Below are 12,917 nucleotides of genomic sequence, written 5' to 3' on the forward strand. Positions count from 1 at the left end.
AATGAAGGGCGCGCCGCCCTGAATGAGCAGAGGATAAGGAGCGTCGGTTATGGATTTGGCGAAGCAGAAGCAGTTTTTTCAGATTTTGGAACAGAAGCTGAACGGCATGGGCATGCAGACGGCGGCGGCGGCAGGCGCCGGAGCCCCCCAGATAGGGGATACCCTGCGGGTCCTGGTTCCTATCACGGACGAGGGAGAGGCGGTGCTGCTGGAGCTGATGGCAGCCGCCATCGATGAGGAGACAGACCTGCTTCAGTTCTATACCACCATGGTGATGGAACTGGCGGCGGACCGCGGACAGCTGGCGCGGACGCTGATGCAGTGGAACTTCCTGTGCCCCCTCGGATCGTTTGGCGTTTTTGAGGAGGGGAACCAGCTCTACCACAAGTACGGCATTCTGCTCACCGGAGAGGAGGAGCTGGATAGGCTGGCGGAGCATGTGATCCAGATTCTGAGCGTTCTCTACGAGGTGTTGGAGCAAAAATTTCCGGCAGCCAAGGAGTTCAGCAGGAAACTGGACACATAGAGGGCAAAATTCTGTGGATAATGGATGACGTAAAAGCCAGGCTGGAATAAATTCCAGCCTGGCTCAGCTTGTCGAAAAACCTCTGTCTAGACGAATCCGCCCGAGTATTGGCGGGGGAGCTCGAGGGGGCGGCAGCCCGCCTCGAATGGAATCAAATGCCCCGGAAGCCTTGCTGTGCAAGGATTCCGGCAAGCGGAGCGAGGACTTTTGCACCGCTGTGCGGCGCAAAAGTAACGGCATTTTTACAGGCCGTCGGAAAAGTCCTTGGACGTTTCCGACGGCCTGAAGCCAGGCTGGAATAAATTCCAGCCTGGCTTTTCCGTTACCCTTTCTCCCACGCGTTTCGGTAGATCCAATCGGTAAAGATGTTCCGCGCCCGGGGCAGGTTGGCGGAGCTGATGGGAATTCGCGCGCCGTCCGACATGAGGAAGTCGCTACTCTCGATGCGCTCCGCATGGTTCAGATTGACCAGGAAGCTGCGGTGGCAGCGGAAGAAATCCGGGCTGTCAACGGCGCGCTCCAGGTCGTCCAGGCTCTTTCGCACCACCACAGTCTGGCGGAGAGTGTGGATGTGGGATTGGTGGCCCAGCACTTCGATGTACAGGACGGAGGCCAGAGGAAACTCCTGCGTTTCCCCCTCCGCGTAGACGGAGAGGCTGCGCAGGGGCTCCGGCATGTGCTCCAGGCACCAGTCCAGAGCGCGGTCCACCTCCTCCTGCCGGAAGGGCTTGACCAGGTAGTCGGAGGCCCTCACCTCAAAGCTGTCCACCCCGTGGTCGGTGCTGGTGGTGGCAAACACGATGGACGCGCCGTATCCGGCGGCGCGGAGCCGGCGGGCGGTCTCCACACCGGAGATCCCCGGCATGTAGATATCCAGGAACAAAACTTGACAGGCATTTGCCCGGCGGACGCTTTGCAGCAGCTCCTCGCCGCTGACAAAAAAGTGGACTTGAAGAGAGAGCCCCTGCCGGCGGGCGTAATTTCGGAGCATGCGGCTCAGTATGACCCGTTCTTCTTCCAGGTCGTCGCATATCGCGATTTGAAGAGGCTTCATAGGCTGTCACATCCGTTTCCAGAGGCCGGAGGCTCCTCCTCCGCCAGCTGAAGCCGGAGCTGCCGGTAGGCATCGGATATGGGCTTCCGGCTGCCGCGGTTCATGGGGATCAGGGTCCCGTCCGACATGAGAAGCCCCTGGCTGTCCAGCTGTCGGACGTGGGTGAGATTGATCAGAAAGCTGCGCTGGCAGCGGAAAAACAGCCCCTTGGGGAGGCGGGCCTCCAGAGAGGACAGGGTCTCACAGTTGACGATGCACTCCTGAGAGCTGTGGACCAGGCAGCCCCGCCGGGCGCCCTCCGCCCATATCAGGTCGCACAGGGGGAGGCGGACCCGGAGGCGGTCGGAGAGAATCTCCAGCCGCTCCAGAGAGTCCCACCACAGCTTGGCGCAGCGGCGCAGAGCCGTGAAAAGCGCGCTCTGCCGGACGGGCTTCTGGAGAAAGCCGTCCGGGTGGAGAGAGTAGCTGTCAATGGCGGCCTGGGGGCGGGAGGAGCAGACCAGCAGGGCCGTGGAGGCGGAGGAGACCATGCCGGAGGGCGGAAGCCCGGCGTCCAGGTCCCAAATGACGATGGCCGGACCGGAGGCGCCGGGGGACCAGAGCTCTGTCTCCATATCGGCGCAGGTGGACCAGGTCCAGAGACGGAGCATCCGGGCCAGGGAGCCGGCCTCCTCTGAAGTGCTCATATGGATCAGAAAGCGCATGGGAAATTCCTCTTTCGTCAGGAGTCTTACTGCCGGGATGCCCGCCGCGGAAATTTACCGGCCCGGGGTTTGTCGGATGACGCAGTACATAGTATATAATATTTTATTCCTCCCCTCCGGCTTTTCAATAGGCGTGCGCCGAATGGTCGGTTTTCCGGCACGAAAAACAAAAAATGGGCCGTCTGAGTGATCAGACGGCCCATAAAATTGGGACAAAATTCAGTTTTTGGAATTATTTGCGGATTTTACAAGGCGGTGCGCTCGGGCGGGCCGGTTAGGCCTTGTTGAAAATTGGAAATGTGCCCGACGGCGAGGGATTTTTCGCCGGCAAGGCAATTTGACGCGGCAATCCTTGGTGGATTGCAAGGAAAATGAACGCAGCCGAGTGGAAAAAGCCCCGCTGTTTTGGCATATTGACATGTTTCAAACATGGCCTAGGAAAAAGACGCCTGGGAGATGTCCAGAGGCTGGCCGCTGCGGTTGTCGATGTCGGTGCCGTTGCCCTCAAACCGGCAGCCGGGCAGGTTCAGGGCGTCCTCCGTGGGCTCCCCCTCGATGAGAATGCCCGTGCCGTTGCGAAGGAACTGGTTGTCCGGGGCGACGGAGTTGAAAAAGTTTGTCCGGTTGGTGTTGTAGTGGATGGCCACCTCATTGCCCTCAAAGCGGCATTCGGTATAGCAGATGCCGCCGTCGGCCCCGGTGCCGTGGCACATCAGGGCGGTGCGCCAGCCGGTGAAGGTGCAGCCGATGGTCCAGGTCCGCTGGGCGGCGGTGACGCCCACTCCGTCTCCGCTCCCCACAAAATCAAGGTCATAGAGATAGTTGACCCCATTGCTGATCTTCGGATTCACCTGGACGGAGCCGGTAAAGACCGTGCGGCCCTCCCCCTCCGTATTGCCGTACAGATTTACCGACCGGCCGGTGATGGACAGGTCCCCCTCATAGGTGACGGCGGGCAGGTGGAGATTCACCACGTCATGGTCCCCGACCTGGTCCTCGATGGAGTCCACCAGGGTTTGGAGAGCCTCGATGGTATCCATGGGCGCGTCCTCCGGGTAGATGTTCACGGTCTCGATCAGGTCCACGTTCAGCGTCTGGTGGAGCAGGATCACGTCCCCGTTGTCCATGGTGATGGTCCAGGTGCCCCGGGCGGAGTTCTCCCGGCCCAGGAACTGGGTGAAGCTGGTGAGGGCGGCGTCGGGGGCGTAGCTCTCATAGGCCGGCTCGCCGTAGCGGATGTAGCCGGAGGGGTCGTCCGGCGTGTCAAACTCCGCGGTGACCGACGCCACCTTCCGCAGAAAGATCCCCCCGGCATTGGCGCCGGTGTCCTTGTGGTGGATAAACAGACAGACGGGGAAGGTGTACTCCCCGTCTTGTTCCGCCGTATGGGTGATGACGGGGGCCGGTTCATAGGGGGTGTCCCGCCAGCCCAGGAGGATCTGATAGGTGCCGTCCTCGTCGGTGTAGATCACCTCTCCCGTGCCGCCGTCGTCGTAGACCTGGGGCCGGGTGGAGAGGTACCAGCCCGCCCCCGCCGCTGCCAGAAGCAGAAGAACCGCAAAAATCGGGAGAGCCCTGCGCAGGGCTCTCCTCCAGCTTAACGCTGGAGGAACAAGTTCCTTGCGCACGTTGACGCTTTTGCCGCAGTAGGGGCAGAAGGAGGCGTTCGGGTGGAGCTGGGAGCCGCAGTGAGGGCAGCTTACAAAGGTCTTGTCCGGCATGTCACAGCACCTCCATCAGGCGGAGCACGTCGGAGTACCGGTTTTTCGGGTTCACCTGGGTGCAGCGGGCCACGATATGGCCCAGCCGGCCGGGGGCCAGCTGCTTGGAGGGGTGCTTCCCGGTGAGCATGACATTGATCAGAACGCCCACGGCGAAGATGTCCGTGCGCTGGTCGGTCTGGGACAGGCCGTACTGCTCCGGGGCGGCAAAGCCGGTGGTGCCCAGAATCTGGGTGTCGGTGTCCTCCTCCGGCTTGTAGAGCCGGGCGGCGTCGAAATCGATCAGCACGGCCTCGTCCCCCCGCAGGATGATGTTGTCCGGCTTCACGTCCCGGTGGACTGCCCCAAGGGAGTGGAGCACCCACAGGGCCCGGCAGACCTGGGTGACGATTTCCCGGGTCTCCTTCACGGTGAACAAGGTGTCCTTGAGGAGAAAGTCCAGCGTGTCCCCCTGGATATACTCCTCCAGAATCAGGTGCTCCTCCCCCTGGGAGGCCACCTCCAGGGTGACGGGGAGGTGGGCGCAGGTGTAATGGAGCAGCTTCTGGTAGACCTCGGCATTGCCGGTAAAATGCCGCAGCACAAGGGGTTTGCCGTCTGTTCGGTGCCGGATCAGGTATACGCCGCCCCGGTCACTCTCCTTCATCCGGCGAACCAGTTCGTATTCTGTTTGCAGAATTTCCAGCAGCCAGGAATAGATAAGAATCCCTCCCTCAAAAGCAAAATACGATGCAGGGAGCATATTGTTTTCCAAGTCAAAGTGTTATAAAATAGTATAAACGATTTAAAACTGGAAGTAAAGAGGGGAAAGGTTGTGAAAAAAAGCAGCACCCTGGATCTGAGCCGCGGGCTGATGAGCGAGCCGAACCTGGACGCCTATCTGGCCCAGAACCAGTCTGACTTCTCCGATGAGGACATGACTGGCTTTCTGAACCGGCTCTACCAGAGAATCGCGGTTTCCAAGGCAACCCTGGCCCGGCAGGCGGGCATGAGCGAGGTGTATCTCCACCAGGTGTTTTCCGGCCGGAGGCGGCCCTCCCGGGACCGGCTGCTGTGCCTGTGCATCTGCATGGACGCCTCGCTGGAGGAGGTCCAGCAGGTACTCAAGGGAGGCGCCTACGCTCCGCTCTACCCCAGGCACAAGCGGGACGCCATTATCAGCCATGGGATTCTCCATGGCACTGCTCTGGAAAAGATCAATGAGAAGCTGGCCCAGGAACAGGAGCAGCCCCTGTTCTGATCGGGTGAGAACTGCAGGACACGCAAACCAGACAAAGATCCCGCTCCCTGTGGATTGGGAGCGGGATCTTCTGCGTTTTGCGGGAATTACATCAGCTGCTTGCCGTCCTGGAAGGCGCTGCCCACCTTCTCGCCCAGCTTCCGGTAGGCGGCGTGGATGGGGTCGAAGGTGATGGGGTCCAGCTTGTCCGGGTCGATCCTGCCGTCGTCCCCCAGAATGCGCTCGTCGGCGCTGACGTTGACGATCTCTCCCACCAGGCGGCAGGTCTGGGGGTCATAGCTCACCAGCCTGCACTCCAGGGCCATGGGCAGCTCGTCGATGAGAGGGGCGTCCACAAATTCAGAGCGGGTGGTGTGCCAGCCCGCCTTCTCCAGCTTCCTGGGCTCCGTGTTGCCCGAGGCGATTCCCACATAGTCGCAGGCCACCATCTGCTCCGCGGTGGCCATGCTGATGGTGAAGGCCTTCCGGGCCAGGATATTGGCGGTGGTCTTGTGCCCCTCGCTGATGCACACGGAGATCTCGCTGGCCTCGCTGATGCCGCCCCAGGCGGCGTTCATGGCGTCGGGAGTGCCGTCCTCCCCGTAGGTGGCCAGGATCAGCACCGGCTGGGGATAGGTCCAGGGCTTGGCGCCGAAGTTTTTACGCATGATACATTACCTCCAATCAAAGCTCTGTCCGGCGGCGGAGAGAGGTCCGGACCGGAAAAATCAGGTTCCCCTCTATGATACTCCCGCTTGGGACAGGAATCAATGGAAATCCCCGCCCCGGGGCATGGATCGCGGTTTCCCTCTTTCATTTTTCAGAAGAATATGGTATACTACACTTTGTTACGAATTTCACAAGGAGAGAGGTTGGACCGTGGGAAACGTCACGCTGATTGGAATGCCGGGTTCGGGGAAAAGTACGGTGGGAGTATTGCTGGCCAAGGCTCTGGGCTATGGCTTTCTGGATACGGATCTGGTGATCCAGCAGCAGGAGGGGGCGCTCCTCCAGGAGATCCTGGACGAGAAGGGGGTCCCCTATTTTCTGGACGCGGAGGAGCGTGCGGTGCGCTCGGTGGAGTGCGACCGGCACGTGATCGCCCCCGGGGGCAGCGTGGTCTGCCGGGAGGGGGCCATCGCCCACCTGAAGGCCGCGGGTCCGGTGATCTATCTGCGGGTGCCCCTGGAGGAGCTGAAGGCCCGGATTCACAATCTGGACTCCCGGGGCATCGCCCTGGAGCCGGGGCAGACCCTGGAGGACATCATGGACCTCCGGGCCCCCCTGTATGAGCGCTACGCCGACGCGGTGGTGGACGCCGTCCCCGGACAGTCCACGGCCCAGACCGTCTCCTCAGTGCTGGAGCGCCTGGAACAGCTGGTTCCGGGCCTCACCTGGCACGCCCCCAGCCCACAGGGAACCGTGGGCCGGCCCCGGAAGGAAGATTCTCCGGAGGCCGAATGAAAAGAAGGAAGTAGAACATGACATTTCAGACACTGGGGCTGTGCGCCCCGATTTTGACCGCCCTGGAGGAGCACGGGTATGAGCGGCCCTCCCCCATCCAGGAGAAGGCCATTCCCCCCGCCCTGGCCGGGCGGGACGTGCTGGGCTGCGCCCAGACGGGCACCGGCAAGACCTGCGCCTTTGCCGCTCCCATTTTACAGCGCCTGAGCGCCTCCAGGGTCCAGGGACACCCCCTGCGGGCCCTGATCCTCACCCCCACCCGGGAGCTGGCCATTCAGATCGAGGAGAGCTTCCTGGCCTACGGCAAGCACCTGCCCCTGCGGTGCGCCGTCATCTTCGGCGGCGTGGGCCAGAACCCCCAGGTGGAGGCCCTGGGCCGGGGGGTGGACATCCTGGTGGCCACTCCGGGCCGGCTCATGGACCTGTACCAGCAGGGCTTCGTCAAGCTGGACCAGCTGGAGATCTTCGTGCTGGACGAGGCCGACCGGATGCTGGACATGGGCTTCATCCACGACGTGAAGAAGATCCTCAAGTGGCTGCCCCGCAGGAAGCAGACCATGCTGTTTTCCGCCACCATGCCCCCGGAGATCGCCGAGCTGGTGAACTCCCTGCTCCACGACCCGGTTCGGGTGGCGGTGGACCCGGTGTCCTCCCCGGTGGAGGCCATCCAGCAGTCGGTGTACTTTGTGGACAAGAACAACAAGACCAAGCTGCTGGCCTATCTGATCCGGGAGCTGGACGTGAAAAACGCCCTGGTGTTCACCCGCACCAAGCACGGGGCCAACAAGGTGGCCAGGGATCTGGCCAAGGCGGGCATCACCGCCGCCGCCATCCACGGCAACAAGAGCCAGACCGCCCGGCAGCAGGCCCTGGCCGACTTCAAGGCCGGGAAGATCCAGTGCCTGGTGGCCACCGACATCGCCGCCCGGGGACTGGACATCGAGGAGCTCTCCCACGTGTTCAACTACAATCTCCCCGAGGTGCCTGAGACCTACGTCCACCGCATCGGCCGCACCGGCCGGGCGGGCCGGGAGGGGGCTGCCGTCGCCTTCTGCGACTTTGGGGAGAAGCCCCTGCTCCGCGACATTGAGAAGCTGATGGGCCGCACCGTGCCGGCGGTGGAGGATCACCCCTACCCCATGGTGGTGCTGGAGGCCCCTAAGAAGGACAAGCGCGGCCGCATCATCAACGAGGAGGACGCGGAGGCCCGGGCCGCCGCCAAGGAGCGCCGCCGGGCCCAGGACGCCGCCAACAAGGCGGCCGCCGAGGAGCGGAAGAAGAAGGCCGGGGAGGCGGTGCTGTCCGCCGTCTCCGCCGTGGCCGCCGCCGTCACCGGCGAGGGCGGCTCCCAGGATGGGAAGAAAAAGAAACGCCGCCGGAAAAAGGGCAAGGGCGGCGGGGAGGCCGCCCCGGTCCAGGAGGCGCAGGCGCCGGAGACGCCGGTCCGGGAGACTGCCCGGGTCAAGCCCCTCCGCCCCGGCGTGCGGCTGGATACGGGGGACGCCATGCCCCGCACGGAATTTGACCGGCCCGACCCCCTGGCCGGCGACCACATCATGGACGCCACCGCCCGGCTGCTGGCCCCCCGGAAGAGCACCCTCAGCCGGGAGGGGAGCGCCGCCTCCCGCCGCGCCGCCCCCAGAAAGCGGCGCAGAGGGAATGCGGGGGGCGAGGGAGAGCCCCGCGCCGCCGGGAAGGAGAAACCCCAGCGCGCCGCCGCCCCCGCCGAGGCGGGCCGGAAGAAGCGGAGCGAGGCCGGGGAGAGCAAGGCCCGTCCGGCTGCCCGCTCCCCCAAAAAGCACCGGGGCGGCCCCCGGGGCCCCATTGAGCCCATGAAGTCCAACCGCACCAAGGACTCCACCGAGCAGCACAGCTTGATGAAGCCCTACTATCTGGACAACTGACCCCGGGGCGGCACGCTCCCCCGCGGACATACCCGCCTCACAGGGGCGGGGAACATAGAGAACCATTCCGGAAAAGGGAAACAAAATAAAAAACTGGAGGGCATGAACAATGGATTATCAGGCAATGTATCAGCAGAAGCTGACCACTCCGGAGGAGGCGGTCAAGGTCGTCAAGTCCGGCGACTGGGTGGACTACACCTGGTGCACCAACCACCCGGTGGCCCTGGACAAGGCCCTGGCCGCCCGGAAGGACGAGCTCACCGACGTGAAGATCCGGGGCGGCGTCACCATGTGGATGCCGGAGATCGCCAAGGCCGACGACGCCGGCGACCACTTCACCTGGCACTCCTGGCACTGCAGCGGCATTGACCGCAAGATCATGAAGAAGGGCATGGGCTACTTCAGCCCCATGCGCTACTCCGAGCTGCCCCGGTTCTACCGGGAGAACCTGGCCCCTGTGGACGTGGTGATGCTCCAGGTGAGCCCCATGGACGCCCACGGCAACTTCAACTTCGGCCTGGCCGCCTCCCACCTGGCGGACATGATGGCCCGGGCCAAGTGCATCATCGTGGAGGTCAACCAGAATATGCCCTGGGTGTACGGCCTCACCGGCACCGAGATCAACATTCAGGACGTGGACTTCGTGGTGGAGGGGGACAATCCCCCCGTGGCCCAGCTGGGCGGCGGCGGAGAGCCCACCGACGTGGACCGGGCGGTGGCCAACCTGGTGGTGCCCGAGATCCCCAACGGCGCCTGCCTGCAGCTGGGCATCGGCGGCATGCCCAACACCATCGGCGCCATGATCGCCCAGTCCGACCTGAAGGACCTGTCCGTCCACACGGAGATGTATGTGGACGGCTTTGTGGACATCGCCGCCGCCGGCAAGATCACCGGCCGCCACAAGAACCTGGACAAGGGCCGCCAGGTCTACGCCTTCGCCGCCGGCACCCAGAAGCTGTACGACTACGTGAACCGCAACCCGGACGTGATGGCCGCCCCGGTGGACTACACCAACGACGTGCGGGTCATCGGCCAGATCGACAACTTCATCTCCATCAACAACGCGGTGGACCTGGACCTGTTCGGCCAGGTGAACGCCGAGTCCGCCGGCCTCAAGCACATCTCCGGCACCGGCGGCCAGCTGGACTTCGTCATGGGCGCCTATCTGTCCAAGGGCGGCAAGAGCTTCATCTGCCTGTCCTCCACCGTCACCGGCAAGGACGGCACCATGAAGAGCCGCATCGTCCCCACCCTCACCAACGGCTCCATCTGCACCGACCCCCGGTCCTGTGTCCACTACATCGTCACCGAGTACGGCATGGTGAACCTGAAGGGCCTGTCCACCTGGGAGCGGGCAGAGGCCCTCATCTCCATCGCCCACCCCGACTTCCGGGAGCAGCTCATCGCCGACGCCGAGAAAATGGGTATCTGGCGCCGCAGCAACAAGTGAGACCATAAATGATATAAAGAGGACCCCGGCCTGCGGCCGGGGTCCTCTTTTATCCTTCCAGTGTCCAAAGAAAATTTTCCAGTTTCAAACGGCTGCCCACCGTGGTCCCCTCGGGGAGGAGAAACATGGTGATGGAGTGGGGCTGCCCCTGGTCGGAGACCAGGTCGGCGTAGTCCCCCTGGATGGCGGCCACCGTGTAAAAAATCGGGTCCATATGCCGGCGCTCCTTTCCGCTTCCGGCGCTCCGCCAGTATATTGGCGGAACATCCAGTAAACTGATCTTGCAAAATTCGAGTTTTTTCCCTATCCTGGATATAGGCCCTGTTTAAACCATGTCAACATCCCCCAACGGCGGGCCTTTTCCCGCCATACCGCATTGATTTTCCTTGCAATACACAAAGGATTGCCGCGTCAAACCGCCTCGTCCGGCGAAAAAATCCCTCGCCGCTGGGCACATTTCCATGCTTCAAACAGGGCCTGGATGACAGAACTGGTTTCACCGCTCCAGAAAAAGAGAGGGGATGCCCCGTGTCCGGTGAGAAAAGACGGTCGCTGAATGAAAATCTCTCCCGCAACCTCAGCTTGATCTACACCCTGCGGCGGGAGACGGAGAAGATCAACCTGGCGGAGTTTGCCAACCAACTGGGAATCGGCCACACCACCTTACAGAATGTCCTCCGCCAAAAGTGCAATTTGACCCTGGACACGGTGGACCTCATCGCCCAACGGCTGGACTTCCCAGCCCTTCAGCTTCTGGCTGACCAGTACCCGGAGACCGACCTGACCCGGGGCGCCCTCCTTCTGGAGATGGTGGGGATGTGCGGCGGCCTGACGCCGGAGCGGCGCATGCGGGTGGCCATGCAGCTGTGCCGGGTGCTGGAGGAGCTGGCAGAGGCGGAGACGGCGGGGTTCAGCGGATGATGTCCCACTGGACCGGGCGGTAGAAGAGGGCCTCCACCTGCTCCGGGTCCCGGGTCCGGCCCAGCACCCACATGAGCTTGGTCACCGCCGCCTCCAGAGTCATGTTATAGCCCTCCAGAAGGCGGTACTTCTCCTTCACCTGATAGCCCACCTGATAGACCGCCATGTCGCTCCCCTCATAGGGCACCTGGGTGAGCATCACGATGGTCTTGCCCGCCTGGAGCCACCGCTCCACCGCCTGGGCGAAGGGGCCGGAGCCGCCCCCCGGCAGGCCGCCCACCCCGAAGCTCTGGAGGATGACCGCCTGATAGCTGTCCTCCAGGGCGGCCAGGGCCTCGGTCCCCATGCCGGGGATCAGGGTGAGAAGCAGGACCCGGTCCTCCAGAGTGTGGTAGAAGTCGGGGGACTCCTTGGCGTCCAGGGCGGGGAGATAGCGGATGAGCCGCCCATCCCGGATGACCCCGATCTCCGGGTAGTCCACGCTGGAGAAGGCGTTGAAGCTCTTGGTGCGCTCCTTCCGGGCACGGGTACCCAGGATCACCTTGCCGTCAAAGACCAGGCTGACCCCCCGGGAGCCCTCTGAAGCGGCGTAGAGAAAGGCGTTATATAAATTCATCCGGGCGTCGGTGTTCTCCAGACAGATGGACTTCTGGGAGCCGGTGAGCACGATGGGCTTGGGGGAAAACTGGATCAGGTAGGACAGGGCCGCCGCGGTATAGGCCATAGTGTCGGTGCCGTGGGTGACCACAAAGCCGTCGTACTGGTCGTAGTGCTCCTCGATGGCCCGGGCCATCCGCAGCCAGTGGCTGGGCCCCAGGTTGCTGCTGTCCAGGTTCATCAGCTGGATGGTCTCCACCCGGCACAGCTCCCCGATGGCGGGGACATAGCCCAGAATCTCCCGGGAGGTGATGGCCGGGGCCAGCCCCTGGCCCGTCTCCCGGGAGGCGATGGTGCCTCCGGTGGCCAGCATGAGGATGTGCTTCATCGAAATTCCGCCTCCTGTCAAGCCCCGCGGGGGCCCTATGTAGGATTACAGAAAGGTCTCCACCGCCCGGCGGGCGGAGTAGAGCTCGGTGAGCCGGGCGGCCAGCGCGGAGGAGTTGTAGCCCAGGGCGCCCACCGGACAGTGGGCCACGCAGGACATGCAGCTGATGCACTTGTTGTCAGCCCACAGCAGGGTCTTGGGGTCCATGGCCCCGGTGGGGCACACCTGAGCGCAGAAGCCGCACCCCAGGCAGATGTCCCAGTCCCGATCCTTCTTCACCGGCACCGCCGGCTTGGGGGCGGGGGAGGGGTTGCCGGGCACCTCCGCCTCGGTCCAGCCGGGCTGGGAGAGCTTCTCCTTCACCCCCTGGACAAAGGCGTTCAGAGCCGCCATGTCCTCCTCGTCCGGGCGGCCCACGCCCAGAGTGGGGGCGAAGATGTGGGGGGTGATGACGGCGGCGGCCCCTACGCAGCGGAAGCCCCGCTCTCCCATCTCCCGCTTCATCTGGGCCAGGGCGTCGTCGTAGTGCCGGTTGCCGTAGGTGGCCAGGATCACGCAGGGGGTGTTGTCCCCCTTCAGGCCGTCCAGCAGTCCGGGCACCGCCGGGTGCTGCCCGGCGTACACCGGCAGGGCCAGAACCAGCAGGTCCTCCGGGGTGAACTGCTTCTCCTTCTTGTTGGGGCCGGTGAGCTCCAGCAGCTCCGCCTCCCCCTCAAACAGGGAGCAGACGGCCTCCAGGGCGCGCTTGGTTCCTCCGGTTGGGCTGAAATAGGCCCCGATTGCGTGTGTCATACGATCTTCCCCTTTCCTCATTTGTTTGACTTGGTGGAAAAGAGGGGGCCGTCCGGCCCCCTCCCAGGCTGTCGGAAAAGTCCAAGGACTTTTCCGACAGCCTGAAAAAATGCCGTTACTTTTGCGCCGCAACAGCGGCGCAAAAGTCCTCGCTTCGCTTGCCGGAATCCTTGCACA

At 63.4% G+C, this 12,917-nt stretch carries 14 protein-coding genes; 6 read left to right on the forward strand and 8 right to left on the reverse strand.

The genetic code is table 11. The annotated features are described in order from the left end of the window. The first annotated feature begins 49 nt into the window (after positions 1–49). A complete protein-coding gene (locus tag H6B31_RS07455; protein WP_204897977.1) occupies positions 50–526 on the forward strand; it encodes a YbjN domain-containing protein in 477 nt (158 codons plus the stop codon). Between the two features lie 322 nt (positions 527–848). Here the strand turns inward: H6B31_RS07455 and H6B31_RS07460 are convergent, their stop codons facing one another. The 4 genes from H6B31_RS07460 to H6B31_RS07475 form a co-directional block, all read right to left on the reverse strand. Next, positions 849–1,580, reverse strand: a complete 732-nt coding sequence (locus tag H6B31_RS07460; RefSeq protein ID WP_204897978.1) for a LytR/AlgR family response regulator transcription factor — start codon at positions 1,578–1,580, stop codon at positions 849–851. Continuing rightward, positions 1,577–2,266 carry a LytR/AlgR family response regulator transcription factor gene (locus H6B31_RS07465; protein WP_204897979.1) on the reverse strand — a complete coding sequence of 230 codons (690 nt, stop codon included), beginning with the start codon at positions 2,264–2,266 and terminating at the stop codon, positions 1,577–1,579. Before H6B31_RS07465 ends, H6B31_RS07460 begins: the two co-directional genes overlap by 4 nt. Positions 2,267–2,718: 452 nt before the next feature. Continuing rightward, positions 2,719–4,005 carry a zinc ribbon domain-containing protein gene (locus H6B31_RS07470; protein ID WP_204897980.1) on the reverse strand — a complete coding sequence of 429 codons (1,287 nt, stop codon included), beginning with the start codon at positions 4,003–4,005 and terminating at the stop codon, positions 2,719–2,721. 1 nt (position 4,006) lies between these two features. Continuing rightward, positions 4,007–4,651 (reverse strand): serine/threonine protein kinase, encoded by a 645-nt coding sequence (locus H6B31_RS07475; RefSeq protein WP_243418910.1) that lies wholly within the window; start codon positions 4,649–4,651, stop codon positions 4,007–4,009. A 168-nt stretch (positions 4,652–4,819) separates the two neighbouring features. Between H6B31_RS07475 and H6B31_RS07480 the strand changes: the two genes are divergently transcribed. Next, the gene (locus tag H6B31_RS07480) at positions 4,820–5,245 is read left to right on the forward strand and encodes a helix-turn-helix domain-containing protein (RefSeq protein WP_204897982.1); all 426 of its coding nucleotides are present in this window, start codon (positions 4,820–4,822) and stop codon (positions 5,243–5,245) included. A gap of 86 nt (positions 5,246–5,331) precedes the next feature. On the opposite strand, the gene H6B31_RS07485 is transcribed toward H6B31_RS07480, so the two are convergent. Continuing rightward, positions 5,332–5,892 carry a flavin reductase family protein gene (locus tag H6B31_RS07485; RefSeq protein WP_204897983.1) on the reverse strand — a complete coding sequence of 187 codons (561 nt, stop codon included), beginning with the start codon at positions 5,890–5,892 and terminating at the stop codon, positions 5,332–5,334. A gap of 211 nt (positions 5,893–6,103) precedes the next feature. On the opposite strand from H6B31_RS07485, the gene H6B31_RS07490 reads away from it, so the two are divergent. The 3 genes from H6B31_RS07490 to H6B31_RS07500 all read left to right on the forward strand — a co-directional run bounded on the left by H6B31_RS07490 (position 6,104) and on the right by H6B31_RS07500 (position 10,042). Then, positions 6,104–6,688 (forward strand): shikimate kinase, encoded by a 585-nt coding sequence (locus H6B31_RS07490; RefSeq protein ID WP_204897984.1) that lies wholly within the window; start codon positions 6,104–6,106, stop codon positions 6,686–6,688. Positions 6,689–6,705: 17 nt separating this feature from the next. Continuing rightward, positions 6,706–8,592, forward strand: a complete 1,887-nt coding sequence (locus H6B31_RS07495; protein WP_204897985.1) for a DEAD/DEAH box helicase — start codon at positions 6,706–6,708, stop codon at positions 8,590–8,592. Between the two features lie 109 nt (positions 8,593–8,701). Then, entirely contained in the window at positions 8,702–10,042 is a 1,341-nt protein-coding gene (locus H6B31_RS07500; RefSeq protein ID WP_087291871.1) for a butyryl-CoA:acetate CoA-transferase, read from the forward strand. A 49-nt stretch (positions 10,043–10,091) separates the two neighbouring features. Here the strand turns inward: H6B31_RS07500 and H6B31_RS07505 are convergent, their stop codons facing one another. Then, a complete protein-coding gene (locus tag H6B31_RS07505; RefSeq protein WP_204897986.1) occupies positions 10,092–10,256 on the reverse strand; it encodes a hypothetical protein in 165 nt (54 codons plus the stop codon). Between the two features lie 368 nt (positions 10,257–10,624). On the opposite strand from H6B31_RS07505, the gene H6B31_RS07510 reads away from it, so the two are divergent. Then, positions 10,625–10,963, forward strand: coding sequence for a helix-turn-helix domain-containing protein (locus tag H6B31_RS07510; RefSeq protein ID WP_204897987.1), 339 nt, complete (start codon positions 10,625–10,627; stop codon positions 10,961–10,963). Here H6B31_RS07510 and H6B31_RS07515 read toward each other — a convergent pair. Together H6B31_RS07515 and H6B31_RS07520 are read right to left on the reverse strand one after the other, a co-directional pair. Then, positions 10,953–11,948, reverse strand: a complete 996-nt coding sequence (locus H6B31_RS07515) for an asparaginase (protein ID WP_204897988.1) — start codon at positions 11,946–11,948, stop codon at positions 10,953–10,955. The two genes, H6B31_RS07510 and H6B31_RS07515, sit on opposite strands and share 11 nt — an antisense overlap. Before the next feature lie 45 nt (positions 11,949–11,993). Further along, on the reverse strand, positions 11,994–12,740 hold the full coding sequence (locus tag H6B31_RS07520; protein ID WP_204897989.1) for a 4Fe-4S binding protein: 747 nt from the start codon (positions 12,738–12,740) through the stop codon (positions 11,994–11,996). Positions 12,741–12,917: the final 177 nt, after the last annotated feature.

It is taken from the genome of Pseudoflavonifractor capillosus (genome assembly GCF_016899775.1).
In the GTDB taxonomy this organism is placed as follows: Bacteria; Bacillota; Clostridia; order Oscillospirales; family Oscillospiraceae; genus Lawsonibacter.